Genomic DNA, 16,132 nt, shown 5'->3' on the forward strand with positions numbered 1-16,132 from the left:
TGTATGGCAAACTATAAATTAGTAGCAACGGCTGCAATGGGCTTAGAAGCGATTGTAGCGCAAGAAGTACAGGCTCTCGGTTACGAAACGACAGTCGAAAATGGCAAGGTTTATTTTGAAGGTGATGAAACGGCTATTGCCCGCACGAACTTATGGCTACGTGTAGCAGATCGTGTAAAAATTGTTGTAGGACAATTCCCTGCAAAGTCTTTTGAGCAACTGTTTGAAAGTGTAAAGGCGTTACCATGGGAAAAATATTTACCAGTAGACGCATCATTTCCTGTGTCAGGAAAATCAGTAAAGTCTAAATTATTTAGTGTGCCAGATTGCCAAGCAATTACGAAAAAAGCAATTGTAGAACGCATGAAGCAGCATTACAAACGTCTTGGCTTTTTAGATGAATCTGGTGCAACTTATAAAATTGAAGTTTCAATTTTAAAAGATGTGGCTACACTTACCATTGATACTTCTGGCGCTGGCTTACATAAGCGTGGCTACCGACAAGCTCAAGGGGAAGCACCATTAAAAGAAACTTTAGCCGCTGCACTCGTTCAGATTTCAAAATGGAATCCGAATCGACCATTTGTAGATCCATTTTGTGGATCAGGTACGATTGCTCTAGAAGCAGCAATGTTTGGACAAAATGTCGCACCAGGCTATAACCGTGAATTTATTTCGGAGAGCTGGCCGTGGATGAAAGCGAAAATTTGGGAAGCGGTTCGAGATGAAGCAGATAGCATAGCCAACTATGATCAACCACTTGAAATTATTGGTACTGACATTGACCATCGCATGGTAAGCATTGCGCAAGAAAATGCCCTAGAAGCTGGTTTTGGGGACATTATTACGTTCAAACAAATGCAAGCTCGTGATTTTACAACGCTGCTTACAGATGGCGTTATGATTGGGAATCCACCATACGGTGAACGTATTGGTGATGTAGAAGTTGTGGAGCAAGTCATTCGTGATTTAGGTCAAGTCATGAAAAACTACCCAACTTGGTCAGTGTACATGCTGTCCTCCATGAAAAACTTTGAAGAATTGTACGGTCGTCAATCGACGAAAAGACGTAAGTTATTCAATGGTTTTATTGAAACGAATTATTATCAATACTGGGGACAAAAGTCTAAAAGAGACTAACTAGAGTAACGGAAGGTGAGATTTTTTCTTATCTTCCGTTTCGTCGCGTATAATAGGAACAGATTGTATGAGGGGGAACGTCAATTGCGTAAATCTTTACCATTTGCATTAACGAAGGATCGCTCGTTTTTCGAGTCATTAGGTGACTGGATGGGAGACGTCCTTTATGATGAATTACCAGAAAAAGGATTCGAATGCCGAGATGAGCAAATTTTTATGGCTTATCAAATTGAACAGGCTTTAAAAGAGAAAAATGTATTATTTGCTGAAGCGGGAGTAGGGACAGGGAAAACGATTGCCTATTTATTACCTGCTGTATCCTATGCACGCTATACAGGTAAACCAGCATTAATAGCCTGTGCAGATGAAACATTAATCGATCAGCTCGTTAAAGAGGGCGGCGATATTTATAAATTACAAAAAACACTCGGTTTAGAAATTGATGTACGTTTAGCGAAATCACGTGATCAATATTTATGCTTAAAGCGTTTCGAGGAAGCCGAAAAAGTCGAAACAGATGAGTGGATTGATGATATAGCATTTTCAATTCCTGACGGTGTATATGCACAAGGCTCGATGATTGCTGTGCAACCATATGGTGACCGCAGTGATTATCCGACGGTTAGTGATGAAGATTGGCACAAAGTAAACTATAACGCGATTATGCAATGTTCTGTATGTGATCTGCGTAATCGTTGCGGTCAAACCCTTCACCGTGCACATTACCGTAAATCAACGGATTTAATTATTTGCTCGCAAGATTTTTTAATGGAGCATTTAGCAACGAAAGAGTCGCGTGAACGTGAAGGACAGTTAGCGTTACTTCCAGAAGTATCGATGATGGTACTAGATGAAGGACATTTATTAGAATACGCTGCGCAGAAAGCGATGACGTACAAAGTTCAGGCAACGACGATTGTTCCACTACTAGAACGTTTAATGGTAGACGGTGTACGTGAACGAACTTTGTATGCGATGGAAAAATTACAAGACGATCACGAACTATTTTTTGATCAGCTGCGTGATGATATTGTAGCTTCTGAGGAAGAACGTAAGCGTATAAACAAATCCGCAACACTTTTAAAATATGGTAAACAACTTATTCAAGATGTCGAAATACTGCTTGAGGAATTTGTCTTTGAATCAGAAATGTATATGATTCCAGAGTATGAGTTAAATATGGCAGAAGAGTATTTGGAGCAATATCAAGCTTCACTTCGCATTTTTACAGCGCAAGGTGATGCGGTTGATTGGCTAGAGGAAACAGATGGTGAGGAAACGCTTGTCATTATGCCACGACTTATTACAGAAGTTTTAGAAGAAAAATTATTCTCGAAAAAGCTTCCTATTGTATTTTCTTCTGCAACACTATCTGTCAATAAGGATTTCTCATATATTGCTTATAGTCTTGGTATTCATAATTACCAATCATTCTCAGTTCCGTCACCTTTTGATTACGAAGCGGTGATGAGAATTTACTTGCATGAATTATCTCAAAATAATAAAACAGCTCGTGTCCAACAACTGTTGGGAGATGGTGAAAAAACATTAATATTATTTAAATCAAAACAAGCGATGCTAAACTTTAAAGCGGAATTGCCTCTTATGGAACGTATGCATGTTGCATTTGAGGGAGATCGTGAACTATCTGCAATTGTTCGTGATTTCCAAGAAGGTGCTGTAAAAACGTTATGCTCCTATCATTTATGGGAAGGTTTAGATTTACCTGAAGAAGCACTGACACGTGTCATAATTTATGATTTGCCTTTCCCTCCACACGATCCATTGTTTGACGCAAAACGGACATTTGCTGAAAATCCGTATGAAGAAGTAGAATTACCATTTATGCAATTGCGTCTACAACAAGGAATGGGACGATTAATTCGTACATCTAACGATCATGGCGATATTCATATTTTGTTAAATGAGGAAGAAGCCAAGCAGCGCGAAACATTTGAAAATATTTTAGCAGTATCACCAGAAATAAAATAGAAAAAAGCGAGTTTGCCATCGATGCAAACTCGCTTTTTTGATATATTGAAATAATAATAACATGATGATATTTATATAGTGTCGAAAAAAAGTGTTGAATATTTCTCTTTTAAACTATATAGTTCTTTGTAATGTGATGTAATTGATTGAAGCATAAAATTTTTCTTCTTGAAAATAATTTTGCAAAAGGTTTATAATGATGACAAGAAATTTAAGGAATAGTTACGATTACTGGTGAGTATTCTATGATAGGGGGTGGACCTGTCGAGCATTCAAACGCTGTGTAGTAAATATACAAACTTATCCGAAACAGATATCGAGAAGTTAGTAGAGCTTGAAACTACACTTTCCTATTATGCTGAATTGACAGATTGCTATATGTTTATAGATTGCATGGTGGAAAATTTACCACATGCAATTGTTGTGGCAGAGGCATTCCCTACAAAAGAAATTGGTTTATACGAAAAATCAGTGATTGGAAAAATCGTATTTGAAAGCTTTGAACCAGCAGTATTTGCAGCTTTTAAATATAAAGAAAAATCATCCATTTCCCGAGCAATCACACAGGAAGGTATAACCGTTGAACAAAACGTTGTTCCTGTCTTTAATGACGAGGGACAGGTTATAGCCATGTTGATTCAAGAAAAAAAGGTCAAAATGCAAACTGCACCAAAGGATGATTTTCAAAATATGCCTTTTGCTTTAATTGAGCATATCGTCGAGCCAAATTCGCAACCAATTCCTGTTGTGTCTGATTTATTAGTAGAGTCAATTATTCTCACAAATCATGAAAACAAAGTGATTTATAGCAATCCAGCAGGCTACCGTTTTATTACGGAGCTTTCAGGGCTAGAGCATTTTAACAATATTGCGTTGGATAAAATTTTACCTTTTTTACAAGAGGTCTATGATAAAGGCGACGATGTCTTTTTCTTAGAAATTACGATTGATCGTAAATCGTTTATAGTGAAAAAAATTCCAATTCGCAGTCAACATGATAAAGTGACACTTCTTATTATTCATGATCTGACAGAGTTAAAGCTGAAAGAAAATGAACTGATGATGAAGACATTTGCTATACGAGAAATTCACCATCGTGTGAAAAATAATTTACAAACGGTTACAAGCCTATTGCGATTGCAAATGCGAAATGACCTAGCAGCTTCAAATGCAAGTGCTTTTCAAGAGGCATTAAATCGAATATATAGTATTTCCTCTGTCTATGAACTTATTTTAGAAAATGAGGATAATGCGGAAGAAAAAGTTGACGTTATTGCGTTGTCTAAAAAGATAGGGCATAAAATGATTGGCACTACCAATACACAATCCATTCAATTAGTCTTCCACGATGATGATATTCAGCTATATTGTCATTCGAAAAAAGCTGTTTCACTCGCATTAATTATTTGTGAGCTACTACAAAATGCATTAAAGTATGCTTTTATCGAGCGCGAGGAAGGAATAATCGATATTCAATTTCTTCAGGATGCTTCTTATATTTCACTTCATATTTCCGACAACGGCGTTGGCATGCATGAGGTGAAGGCATCATTTGGAATGGAGATTATTACAAGGCTTGTTGAATATGATTTAGCTGGCACATTTACAATTATCCCTAGTGAACAAGGTACACATACTCAAATTCAGTTTCCTGTAAGTGAGGAGGTATTTATCCTAAATGACTAGGAAAGTAATGATTGTCGAAGATGAATCACTTATCGCCATCGATTTGAAATTTATGCTAGAAGATAATGGCTATGAAGTCGTTGCTCAAGCAAATAATGGAGAATCAGCGATTGAGCTAGCTTTTACACATAAGCCACAGTTGATTTTAATGGACATCAAAATGCCGAAACTAGATGGTTTAAAAGCAAGTAAAATTATTGAACAGCAGTTAGGTATACCGGTACTGTTTATATCAGCTTACAGTGAAAAAGAATTGTTATTGTACATGAAACAGGATAATATTTTAGGTTATGTAATGAAACCGTTTTCTGAGAAAAATGTCCTGCCTGCGCTGGAAGTGGCATTTCATCAAATCGATAAATTCAACCGTCTGAACGGTGAAATATTGTATAAGCAAAGTGAATTAGAAAAGCGAAAACTAATCGAACGAGCGAAAGGGTTACTGATGCAATCAGAAAAACTTAGCGAGGACGAGGCTTATAAAAGAATTCGCAATGAGAGTATGCAAAGTCAGCAGGAAATGGTGACAATAGCAAAACGAATTATTCATACATTACAAGTTAATAGATGAAGCAAAGACGCTTAAAGAGAATTTTTCTTTAATGCGTCTTTTTTTCTATATATTTATCAAAATCAAAGGGGGGATGAGTAAGATGGCAATGATAGGAACGATAATCGTTTATATTATTATGATTTGTGCCGTTTTAGGTGCGATCGGAGCAATTCGAGATGCAGAGTATGGAATTGGTAAAGAATTTATGAATGGTATCCATACTGTAGGGCATATTTTTGTACCCGCAGCAGGAATCATGGCAGCTATACCTTACTTAACATGGTTTATTAGTCACTTTATTAGTCCGGTTTTTGAATGGATTGGAGCTGATCCAGCAATAGCCGCAACAACAATTTTAGCGTCGGACATGGGGGGATATCAATTAGCAAATGCCTTAAAGGAATCCTATGAAGGATGGGTGATGGCACTTGTTGTTGGTTTTATGTCAGGTGCAACAATTGTATTCTCAATTCCTATGGGTCTTGCGATGTTAGACAAGCGTGATCATAAGTATATGGCATTAGGAATTATGGCGGGCGTTTTAACAATTCCGATTGGTGCATTTATTTCATCAATCATGATTGTGATGTTTAACACTGAAGTTCGTGAAGTCATTAGTACTACAGCGGCACCAACTTATGTTTTTGCCATTTCTGTTTTACAAATATTACTTAATTTATTGCCTTTATTTATTTTCGTAATCTTAATTGCGCTGGGACTAAAGCTCATTCCAAACGGCATGATCAAAGGATTTATGATATTTGGACGAGTGATGGATGCGGCGATTAAGCTTGTGCTTGTGTTCTCGATTGTTGAAATTTTCACAGGCCTTTTTACAAAGATTTTTGGTGCATGGGGCTTTGATCCAATCATGGCAGATAGCGTTGACCAATTCCGTGCATTAGAAACAGCAGGCTATATCGGTATTATGTTAGCGGGTGCATTCCCAATGGTCTACTTAATCCGAAAATATGCTTCTAAACCGCTAGAAACAGCAGGGAAGAAATTAGGTCTTTCATCGGTAGGAAGTGCAGGAATTTTAGCAACGAGTGCAAATATTTTAGCTATGTTTACACTCATTCGTCAGATGCCGCCAAAAGATAAAGTAATCAACATTGCCTTTGGTGTTTGTTCAGCATTCCTGTTAGGTGATCATTTATCATTTACTGCTAATTTCCAGCCAACAATTATTTTACCTGTAATGGCAGGGAAGCTTTTAGCTGGAATCATTGCCATTTTCTTTGCCTATAAGCTATCAGTACCTACAGCTTTAAAATTAGAACAAGAAGATCGCAAGGCAGGCATCATTAAAGAGGGAGAATATTTAACAGATCAAAAGTCTTGATAGAAAGAAGTGATGTCGTATGAGTGAAGAAAAGAAACGATTTATTCAGGAATTTGTGCCAGGTAAGCAACTAACGTTGAGTCATTTAATAGCAAATCCAGATCCTGAAATGTTTCAAAAACTTGGTATTCAAGAAGCGGGTGCACTTGGCATTATGACTTGTACACCGAGTGAAACAGTCATTATTGCTGGGGATATAGCTACAAAGGCAGCGAATGTAAAACTAGGGTTTTTAGATCGTTTTACGGGCAGTCTCGTTATTGTTGGTAGTGTCTCTGAGGTTGAAATGGCGATGTTAGAAATTAATCGTTTTCTTTCAGAAATGCTAGGTTATACGCCATCTAAAATAACGAAGTCATAGGATGTGCCATATGAAAAATCGAGTAATGATAATAGGCGGTGTGCAAGCTGGTAAGTCGACGCTAATGAATGCGTTGTTAGGCAAAGATAGCAAAGCCAATAAAACGCAAGCACTCGTTTTTGATGACTGGATTGTTGATACACCTGGAGAATATATAGAAAATCCGATGTATTACAGAAATATTATGGCAACATCGCTCGAAGTGACGCATGTAATTTATTTACAGGATGCCACATCATCAAGGAGTGTTTTTCCACCACAATTTAGCTTGGGCATACCCAAAATACAAATTGGTGTCATTACAAAAATTGATGCACCCCTTGCAGATGTAGAAAGAGCAACAACGTTATTACAAAATGTTATGACACACGGTCCAATCGTGAAAACATCTTCGTGGCAAATGCTTGGAATTGAGTATATTGAACCGTTAATTCAACTCCAAACAGACGAGGAAATTCGCCAATTCGTTAAGGATCGTGATAGTCCCTATCTTATTTATTGTTCTTAGTGGTGTAGAGGGAGGCATAAGTTGAAAACAGAAAAAATTTATAGTGCAGGCATTGATATTGGGACAAGTACAACAAAGATGGTTGTTAGTAGTTTTCTGTTGAAGAACGTTGCTGGTGTGACACATGTGCCACGGATAGAAATTATTGAAAAAACAGTGTTACATCAAAGTCCTATTATTAAAACGCCGTTTCTCAATCATGACATTATCGATATGGAACAGATAGAACAATTTATTTTTCAGCAATATCAACTTGCTCAAATTTCACCGGCAGATATTTCAACAGGCGCCATTATTATTACGGGTGAATCTGCTACGAAAGAAAATGCCAGTGAGGTTGTCCATGCAATTGCTGACTCAGCAGGTCATTTTCTAGTTGCGACTGCAGGGCCTGATTTAGAAGGGATTATTGCCGCCAAAGGTGCAGGTACTGTCCAACTGTCAAAAAACACAGGCAAAGTCATTGCCAATATAGATATTGGTGGCGGTACGGCTAATATCGCGGTTATGCAGTATGGTGAAGTCATTGGCACATGTACATTGCATGTCGGTGGTAGATTAATTGAATTTTATAATGGCAAAATCCTTTCCATTTCACCACCAATTAAGAAGCTCATGGAGAAGTGGCCCAATCCTTTACAAGTTGGGGATCTTGCAGAAGATGACCGCGTAGCACAACTGATACAAGAAATGGTGAACTTCTTAGCGCAAACGTTAAGAGGTCAAATAATTGATGCCGAGCACCCATTGTTGTTAGGTCATTTGCCAAATTGGCATAAGCCAGTCGATGCAATCGTCTTTTCAGGAGGGGTAGCTTCTTGTATATATAACCATGATTGTACGCATCGTCAGTACGATGATATCGGCGATAAACTAGCAAATATGCTGTTACAGCATGAGCAACTGCAAACATTTGTATGGCTACAGCCACAAGAAACTGCACGAGCAACAGTGACTGGTGCAGGTACACAAACAACTGAAATTAGTGGTGCCACCATTCAAGTGGATGCAGACGTTTTACCGTTAAAAAATGTTCCTGTATTTAATTGCCATATGAGTTTGGCATCAAAAGCATTTGATCATATGGTAAAAACAGCAGTGGATAGAGCAGATGCACTCTTTTCGATAGAGGACAAACACTCTCCATTTGCACTTTATTTTAGTGAGTTACCGTACTTAAGTTTTCAGGATGTCCATACATTATGCGAGGCCATTTTACAGCATTTAGGAACAAGAAGCTCCAAGGACATACCAATTATCATAGTCATTCAATCAGATTATGCAAAGGTTATAGGGCAAACGTTGCAAGCTATTAATCCAATGGTTCCTATACTATGTATAGATCAAATTAAAGTAGAAACAGGTGATTATATTGACATTGGGCAAGTGCTACCTTCTGGTGTTGTCCCTGTTGTTGTCAAAACACTAGCTTTCCACTCAAAGTAAGGAGGATGAATGTGAATCTATCGGTGATATTTGGTGGAGAAAAATATAATTTTCATTCATTAAAAGACGTAATGGCTAAGGCCAATGAAGAAAAATCGGGAGATCGGCTAGCGGGTATTGCTGCTGAAACCGTACAGCAACGAATTGCAGCAAAAGCTGTGCTAAGTGAATTACTAGTCAAGGATATACGCGAGAATCCTTTAGTTCCTCCAGAAAATGATGAGGTTACACGCATTATTGAAGGGGATATCAATGAACAAATTTACGGAGAAATAAAAAATTGGAGCATTGAACAACTTAGAGAATATATTTTATCGAATGATACAGGAGATCGAGAGTTAAAGCGCTTAAGTAAGGGCATGAATTCAGAAATTATTGCAGCTGTTACAAAGCTGATGTCTAACTTGGATCTTGTTCATGCAGCCAATAAGGTAGAAATACTCTCAACGTGCAATATTACGATTGGGCAAAAGGGTACGCTTTCCTCAAGACTACAGCCCAACCACCCAACAGATAATATTGACGGAATTATCGCTTCCTTAAAAGAAGGATTGTCTTATGGAATAGGCGATGCCGTTATTGGCATTAACCCTGTAGACGATTCGGTCGAAAGCGTTAAAAAGGTTTTACATGCTACTAAGGAATTTATTAATGATTGGTCGATTCCAACACAGAACTGTGTATTGGCACATATTACAACACAAATGAAGGCCATCAAGCAAGGGGCGCCAGCCGATATGATTTTCCAAAGTATTGCAGGGACAGAAATTGCTAACCGCTCGTTTGGTATTTCTGCAGACTTGATTCGAGAAGCAGAGGAGCTTGTGAAAAAACAAGGAACGGGAACTGGCCCAAATTTATTTTACTTTGAAACAGGGCAAGGCTCGGAGCTTTCGGCAGAAGCACATATGGGCATTGACCAAGTAACATTGGAATCACGCAATTATGGATTTGCTCGACATTTTAATCCGTATATTGTCAACACAGTGGTTGGCTTTATCGGCCCTGAGTATTTATATAACAATAAACAAGTTATTCGAGCAGGGCTAGAAGATCATTTTATGGGTAAAATGCACGGCATTCCAATGGGAGTTGATATTTGCTACACCAATCATATAAAGGCAGACCAAAATGATGTGGAAGATTTAAGCGTATTACTAACCGCAGCAGGCGTGAACTTTATTATTGCCGCACCTATGGGAGACGATATTATGTTGAACTACCAGTCAATGAGTTTCCATGATGTTGCAACGTTGCTTCAAACATTTGGTAAAAAACCAGCGCCCGAATATTTAGCATGGTTAGAAAAAATGGGCATTTACGAAAATGGGCGACTTTCAGCTAGAGCTGGCGATTTATCGATATTTGAAAGGTAGGTGAGACCATTGAATGAACAGCTAGTATCCATGATTACGCAGCTTGTTATGGAGAAAATGAGTAATGATACATCAAATGATTCTTCTGAACAAAAAGCTACGCCTGATGTAGAACAAAAAGAACCACTTATTAAGTTCTATGAAACTGCGACTAATCGTTCTGAAGAACTACCAAGTTCTATAGCAACGTCAGATCAACCATTAATTAAGCTTTACAATCATGCATCATCTACACAAGAATATTCACACAGTGCAACGATTGAAGACCATCCTTCTACAGCGGAACCTGCTAAGGCATTTCAGTTTGAAGAGGAAACTATATCTGAAAGTGTACAAGCGGCAAAAAAACATACACCTGCAAGAATTGGTGTTGGAAGAGCAGGAACAAGGCCAAAAACAAAAACTTGGTTAAAGTTCCGCCTTGATCATGCAGCAGCAGTAGATGCCGTATATGGAGAAGTGACAGAAGAGCTATTGCAAAAATTGAATGTCTTTCAAGTAACAACACGAGTAACTGATAAAGAAGAATACATTACTAGACCGGATTTAGGTCGTCGCTTATCAGATGAATCGAAAGCACTTATTCAATCATCATGCAAAGCACGTCCAACAGTTCAAATCATTATTTCAAACGGCTTAAGTGCGAGTGCGATTGAAGAAAATGTACAGGATGTTTATTTAGCATTACAGCAAAGTCTTAGCAATTTAAATATCGAAATAGGGACTACTTTTTACATTGATAAAGGGCGTGTTGCCTTAATGGATGAGATTGGCGAACTATTGCAAGCAGAGGTCATTGTTTACTTAATTGGTGAACGTCCTGGGCTTGTGTCAGCTGAGTCGATGAGTGCGTATTTATGTTATCAGCCGAGAATGGGCACAGTCGAAGCGGATCGAATGGTTATATCGAACATTCATAAAGGTGGTATTCCGCCACTTGAGGCAGGTGCTTATTTAGGTACAGTCGTTCAAAAAATATTGCAATACAAGGCAAGTGGCGTAAATCTTGTCGCTAAAGAAGGTTAGGGGGGCAAGTAATGAATCCTCAAAAAATAATGGCTGAAATTTTGGCAATGCAGATGATTCCAAGAGTGAATAGAGAATTAGCAGCACAGCTTGAGCTAAAGCCAAATCAGCATAGCATTGGGCTGGTCACACTAACGATTGATGATGTCGGATATGTGGCATTAGACGAAGCGACGAAAAAAGCTGATGTCGATGTTGTTTATGCAAAAAGCTTTTATGCTGGAGCAGCACACGCTTCAGGCCCATTATCTGGTGAAATGATTGGCATTATTGCGGGAAGCTCACCAGACGAAATTCGCAGTGGGTTGGAAGCAATTGAACAAAAAATTCAATTCGATACGTATTTTGAAGCAATCAATGGCAATGAAGGCCATGCTCTTTTTGCGCATACTGTTGCAAGCTGTGGCACCTATTTGGCAGAACTAGCAGAAGTGAAGGTTGGCACTGCGCTCGCTTATTTAATCGCACCACCTCTTGAAGCGGTCGTTGGTTTAGATGCCGCTTTAAAGGCAGCGGACGTAGAGCTAAAAGTATTTTTTGGACCACCTTCAGAAACCAATTTTGGTGGTGGCATAGTCAGTGGCAGTCAATCTTCATGTCAAGCTGCTGCAGACGCTTTTAGAGAAGCAATTGAAAATGTTGCGAGAAATCCGGTTATTTAGAAAGGAGGCGGCTTTATGGCTTCTTTAGATAAAGATTTATTAGCCATTCAGGAAATGAGAGATACCGTTAGACAGGCAAATACAGCACAAGCAGCCTATATGCAATTTTCACAGCAACAAGTGGATACTATTGTAAAGGCTGTGGCGGATGCCGCATTTAAAGAGGCAGAACGATTAGGCAAAATGGCTGTACAAGAAACAGGGATGGGTATCCCAAATCATAAAAAAATGAAAAATGAAGTTGCTTCTAGAGATGTTTATGAAGATATAAAAGATTTAAAGACTGTTGGTGTAATAGGCTCTGATCGTATAAAGAAAGTTACAGAGATTGCTAGCCCGTTTGGTGTCATTGCAGGTATTGTGCCAACAACAAATCCTACTTCAACTGCAATCTTTAAAACACTTATTTCATTAAAAACGAGAAATGGTCTTGTTCTGAGCCCGCATCCTTATGCTGTTAAATGTACAAAGGAAGCTTTAGATATTTGTAGAGTGGCGGCGGAAAAGGCTGGTGCACCAGAAGGATTGTTGCAATGTTTAACGATGTCTTCAATGGAAGCGACGCAGCAATTAATGAAGCATCCTAATATTCATTTAATTTTAGCAACGGGTGGCGGTGCATTGGTAAAAGCGGCATACAGCTCTGGAAAACCTGCGTATGGAGTAGGGCCAGGAAATGTGCCGGCTTATATTGAAAAATCAGCCAATATTCAAAAAGCTAGTCGTCAGCTTGTACAGAGCAAATCGTTTGATAATGGCACAATTTGTGCAACAGAGCAGGCCATTATCGTGGATAAAGCGATTGCAGAGCAAGTTTTAGCAGAGTTAAAGAAACAGCATGCGTATATTTTAAGTGCAGAAGAGAAGTTGAAGATGGAAAAACTGATTTCTCCTGTGCCAGGAAAAGTAAACCCTCAAATTGTTGGGAAATCAGCAGTGAGCTTAGCCAATTTAGTCGGTATTGTCGTGCCAGAAGAGACGAAAGTACTTGTTGGGTTGGAGACGATGATCGGTAAAAATATTCCATTTTCACTAGAAAAGCTTTCACCGATCTTTGCGTTCTACACAGTAGAGGACAGCACAGAGGCTAAACAAGTGATGATCGATCTACTGAACATAGGGGGACGAGGTCATTCATGCTCAATTCATACGGAAAATGCAGCGTTAGCAGAGCAGTTTTCGCTTGATTTACCAGTGTCGCGTATTGTTGTTAACACATTATCTTCGATTGGCGCAGTTGGCGGTACGACTGGATTAGCCCCATCCTTTACATTAGGCTGTGGTACATTTGGCGGCAATATTACGTCCGATAACATTACAGCTAGACACTTATTAAATATTAAGCGTATGGCATATGGCATTAAAGATGTTGAGGTGCCAAAACCGGAATTCGATATAGAGCCGGTAGTAGAGAATATCAAGGCGCAAGCACCATCACTGGATACAGAAGTGGTGCAACAAATTGTCGATCAAGTATTAAAGCAAATCACATTACAAACTAAATAATTTGGAGGAATGACAAATGAGTACAGCATTAGGAATGGTAGAAACAAAAGGTCTTGTAGGAGCAATTGAAGCGGCGGATGCAATGGTGAAGGCTGCAAGTGTTAATTTAGTTGGGAAAGTACATGTTGGTGGCGGAATTGTCACTGTCTTAGTTCGAGGCGATGTAGGCGCAGTAAAAGCAGCAACGGATGCAGGTGCAGCAGCAGCTCAACGTGTTGGAGAACTTCTATCTGTGCATGTAATTCCACGCCCTCATAACGAATTAGAATTAATCTTGCCAAAAGCAGAAGCTTAATTACAGCTGTCAAGGTGAGGCATTCATCTCTTACTGTAGATGGAGATGAATGCCTGTCATCAGCAAAAAATAATTGTTACTAAATATAGAGGTGGCTAACTTGAACATAAAATCAAAAGCTTTTCCAGTTGCCATTTCAGCTCGTCACATACATGTAAGTGAAGAGGATTTACAAGCACTATTTGGTCCAAACGCAACGTTGACGAAGGATTTTGATCTTTCACAGCCAGGCCAGTTTGCAGCAAAAGAGCGTGTTTCTATTGAAGGACCAAAAGGTGTTATTCACAATGTGCGTGTATTAGGACCTGTTAGAGCAGCAACGCAAGTGGAAATTAGTCGAACAGATGCAATGAAATTAGGTTTAACCCCTCCTGTAAGGCAATCGGGAGATATCGCAAATTCAGCTAGCATTAAACTAATTAACCAACGACAAGAAATTATGATAGAGCAGGGAGTCATTATTGCACAAGCACATATTCATATGACAGAAGAAGATGCGCGAGTATTTGAAGTCAACAATAATGAATTAGTCTCTGTAGAAGTTGACAGTGAAAGACCTGTAACATTCCGCGGGGTAGTCGTGCGTGTTTCAAATGATTTTAGCTTAGAAATGCATATCGATACAGATGAAGCGAATGCAGGCTTTATTGAACAGCAGGCAAAGGGAAGAATTGTTAAATCATTTTAATAAGGAGGAGGTTTGATGCAGGAACAATTAGTGCAAAAAATCGTTGAAGAAGTTTTACAGCAAGTATTAAAAAATCAGCCTTCCCCACCAGATGACGGTAAAATTCCTATCGGTGTATCAGCTCGACATGTCCATCTTGCACAGGCAGAAGTGGAGCAACTTTTTGGCGAAAATTATCAATTAACGCCCAAATTTGAGCTGTCACAGCCAGGCCAATTTGCAGCTGAAGAAACGGTAGTTATTGCGGGACCTAGAGGCTCTATTGAAAGGGTTCGTATATTAGGTCCAGCACGTGCTTTAACACAAGTTGAAGTTAGCTGGACAGATGCGATGAAACTTGGCCTCAAGCCTCCATTAAGAATATCTGGAGACATTAAAGGCTCAAGCCCTGTTACGTTAATTGGACCAAAAAGTAGTGTAGTACTAACAGAAGGCCTCATTATTGCGCAAGCTCATATTCATATGTCACCTGCAGATAGCGTGAGATTCCAAGTAGTGGATGGGCAGTCAGTGCAAATCAAGGTTCAAGGAATACGGCCTATTATTTTATCCAATGTGATTATTCGCGTGTCTGAACGCTATCGCTTAGAAATGCATATTGATACAGATGAAGCAAATGCAGGTTTGATTCAACAAGGCGCTTTTGCTGAAATCGTCAATGGTCAAGCGATTGAACCGATGACTGTGAAAGAACGCTCTTTAGTCGTAAAGCAAACGCCGGAAAAACAATCGATTTATCATTTTGAAAAAAAGCTCCTTTCACAGGTGGAAGTGCTTGAAATAGAAGCTCAAGAAATTGTTGTGCCGAAAAGAACCATCGTAACAGCACTAGCTTATGACAAAATAAGAGAGTTGAATAAAAAATTAACGATTCGCTCTGAATAATAAGTATTATCCAGGCAGCATAAAGAGGGTGAGTTCATGCAGATGGGAAGAGTGATTGGAAGCGTCTGGGCAACACGCAAGGAAGAAGGGTTGAATGGCTTAAAGCTTTTAATAATTCAACCAATTGACTCTAATCAGCAGCCAATTCGCACGGAAATGGTTGCTGCTGATCGCATAGGTGCAGGCATTGGCGATGATGTGCTCATTACGAGTGGAGGATCATCCCGTTATATTATGAAAGATAATCCACTTCCTATTGATGCAGTTGTAATAGGAATTATAGATTCAACAGATGTTATGCGAGGTGAAGACAATGAGTAGTGCAATTGGCATGATAGAAACAAAGGGATTAGTAGGCTCTTACGAAGCAGCAGATGCGATGATTAAGGCATCTGATGTCACGATTGTCAAACAAGAATTTGTGGATGGTGGTATCGTGACCATCGTCGTAAAAGGTGATGTTGGATCGGTACAAGCAGCAGTCGATGCTGGCAAAGAGGCAGCTAAGCGCGTTGGAGAATTGTTAAGCGCTCATGTCATTCCTAGACCTGACGAAGAAGTATTCAACATGATTAAAGGACCAGAAACGCCAAAGAAAAAACTAGCACCAACCCCTGTGCGTGCTAAAAAAACGACAGAAGCTACGGACAATTGAGGTGAAGC

17 protein-coding genes are annotated in these 16,132 nt (G+C 39.1%); all 17 read left to right on the forward strand.

Annotation, left to right across the window (positions count from 1 at the left end; genetic code table 11):
• The first annotated feature begins 3 nt into the window (after positions 1–3).
• The 17 genes from ACQKNX_RS02475 (at position 4) to ACQKNX_RS02555 (ending at position 16,124) form a co-directional block, all read left to right on the forward strand.
• Entirely contained in the window at positions 4–1,140 is a 1,137-nt protein-coding gene (locus ACQKNX_RS02475; protein ID WP_427427416.1) for a THUMP domain-containing class I SAM-dependent RNA methyltransferase, read from the forward strand.
• Positions 1,141–1,224: 84 nt separating this feature from the next.
• Positions 1,225–3,132, forward strand: a complete 1,908-nt coding sequence (locus ACQKNX_RS02480) for an ATP-dependent DNA helicase (RefSeq protein WP_427427417.1) — start codon at positions 1,225–1,227, stop codon at positions 3,130–3,132.
• A gap of 255 nt (positions 3,133–3,387) precedes the next feature.
• Positions 3,388–4,818, forward strand: a complete 1,431-nt coding sequence (locus ACQKNX_RS02485; RefSeq protein ID WP_401018629.1) for a histidine kinase N-terminal domain-containing protein — start codon at positions 3,388–3,390, stop codon at positions 4,816–4,818.
• On the forward strand, positions 4,811–5,389 hold the full coding sequence (locus ACQKNX_RS02490; RefSeq protein WP_427427418.1) for an ANTAR domain-containing response regulator: 579 nt from the start codon (positions 4,811–4,813) through the stop codon (positions 5,387–5,389). The genes ACQKNX_RS02485 and ACQKNX_RS02490 overlap by 8 nt, the downstream gene beginning before the upstream one ends.
• An 82-nt stretch (positions 5,390–5,471) precedes the next feature.
• Positions 5,472–6,716, forward strand: a complete 1,245-nt coding sequence (eutH, locus tag ACQKNX_RS02495; RefSeq protein ID WP_427427419.1) for an ethanolamine utilization protein EutH — start codon at positions 5,472–5,474, stop codon at positions 6,714–6,716.
• A 19-nt stretch (positions 6,717–6,735) separates the two neighbouring features.
• A complete protein-coding gene (locus ACQKNX_RS02500) occupies positions 6,736–7,077 on the forward strand; it encodes a BMC domain-containing protein (protein ID WP_340825057.1) in 342 nt (113 codons plus the stop codon).
• Between the two features lie 10 nt (positions 7,078–7,087).
• Complete coding sequence (locus ACQKNX_RS02505; RefSeq protein WP_427427420.1) at positions 7,088–7,585, forward strand: EutP/PduV family microcompartment system protein; 498 nt, start codon at positions 7,088–7,090, stop codon at positions 7,583–7,585.
• Between the two features lie 21 nt (positions 7,586–7,606).
• A complete protein-coding gene (locus ACQKNX_RS02510; RefSeq protein WP_427427421.1) occupies positions 7,607–9,031 on the forward strand; it encodes an ethanolamine ammonia-lyase reactivating factor EutA in 1,425 nt (474 codons plus the stop codon).
• Between the two features lie 5 nt (positions 9,032–9,036).
• The gene (locus ACQKNX_RS02515; protein WP_340825051.1) at positions 9,037–10,407 is read left to right on the forward strand and encodes an ethanolamine ammonia-lyase subunit EutB; all 1,371 of its coding nucleotides are present in this window, start codon (positions 9,037–9,039) and stop codon (positions 10,405–10,407) included.
• A 9-nt stretch (positions 10,408–10,416) separates the two neighbouring features.
• Entirely contained in the window at positions 10,417–11,433 is a 1,017-nt protein-coding gene (gene eutC / locus ACQKNX_RS02520) for an ethanolamine ammonia-lyase subunit EutC (protein ID WP_427427422.1), read from the forward strand.
• Between the two features lie 11 nt (positions 11,434–11,444).
• Positions 11,445–12,095, forward strand: a complete 651-nt coding sequence (gene eutL / locus ACQKNX_RS02525) for an ethanolamine utilization microcompartment protein EutL (protein ID WP_427427423.1) — start codon at positions 11,445–11,447, stop codon at positions 12,093–12,095.
• 15 nt (positions 12,096–12,110) lie between these two features.
• A complete protein-coding gene (locus ACQKNX_RS02530) occupies positions 12,111–13,601 on the forward strand; it encodes an aldehyde dehydrogenase family protein (protein ID WP_427427424.1) in 1,491 nt (496 codons plus the stop codon).
• 16 nt (positions 13,602–13,617) lie between these two features.
• Entirely contained in the window at positions 13,618–13,896 is a 279-nt protein-coding gene (locus ACQKNX_RS02535; RefSeq protein WP_024363388.1) for a BMC domain-containing protein, read from the forward strand.
• 100 nt (positions 13,897–13,996) lie between these two features.
• Complete coding sequence (locus ACQKNX_RS02540; protein WP_402760019.1) at positions 13,997–14,584, forward strand: phosphate propanoyltransferase; 588 nt, start codon at positions 13,997–13,999, stop codon at positions 14,582–14,584.
• Positions 14,585–14,599: 15 nt separating this feature from the next.
• Complete coding sequence (gene pduL / locus ACQKNX_RS02545) at positions 14,600–15,469, forward strand: phosphate propanoyltransferase (RefSeq protein WP_427427425.1); 870 nt, start codon at positions 14,600–14,602, stop codon at positions 15,467–15,469.
• Between the two features lie 36 nt (positions 15,470–15,505).
• Positions 15,506–15,790, forward strand: a complete 285-nt coding sequence (locus ACQKNX_RS02550) for a EutN/CcmL family microcompartment protein (protein ID WP_401008073.1) — start codon at positions 15,506–15,508, stop codon at positions 15,788–15,790.
• A complete protein-coding gene (locus ACQKNX_RS02555; protein WP_427427426.1) occupies positions 15,783–16,124 on the forward strand; it encodes a BMC domain-containing protein in 342 nt (113 codons plus the stop codon). Before ACQKNX_RS02550 ends, ACQKNX_RS02555 begins: the two co-directional genes overlap by 8 nt.
• The last annotated feature ends 8 nt before the right edge of the window (positions 16,125–16,132 follow it).

Source organism: Lysinibacillus sp. NPDC093712, from assembly GCF_050280025.1.
In the GTDB taxonomy this organism is placed as follows: domain Bacteria; phylum Bacillota; class Bacilli; order Bacillales_A; family Planococcaceae; genus Lysinibacillus.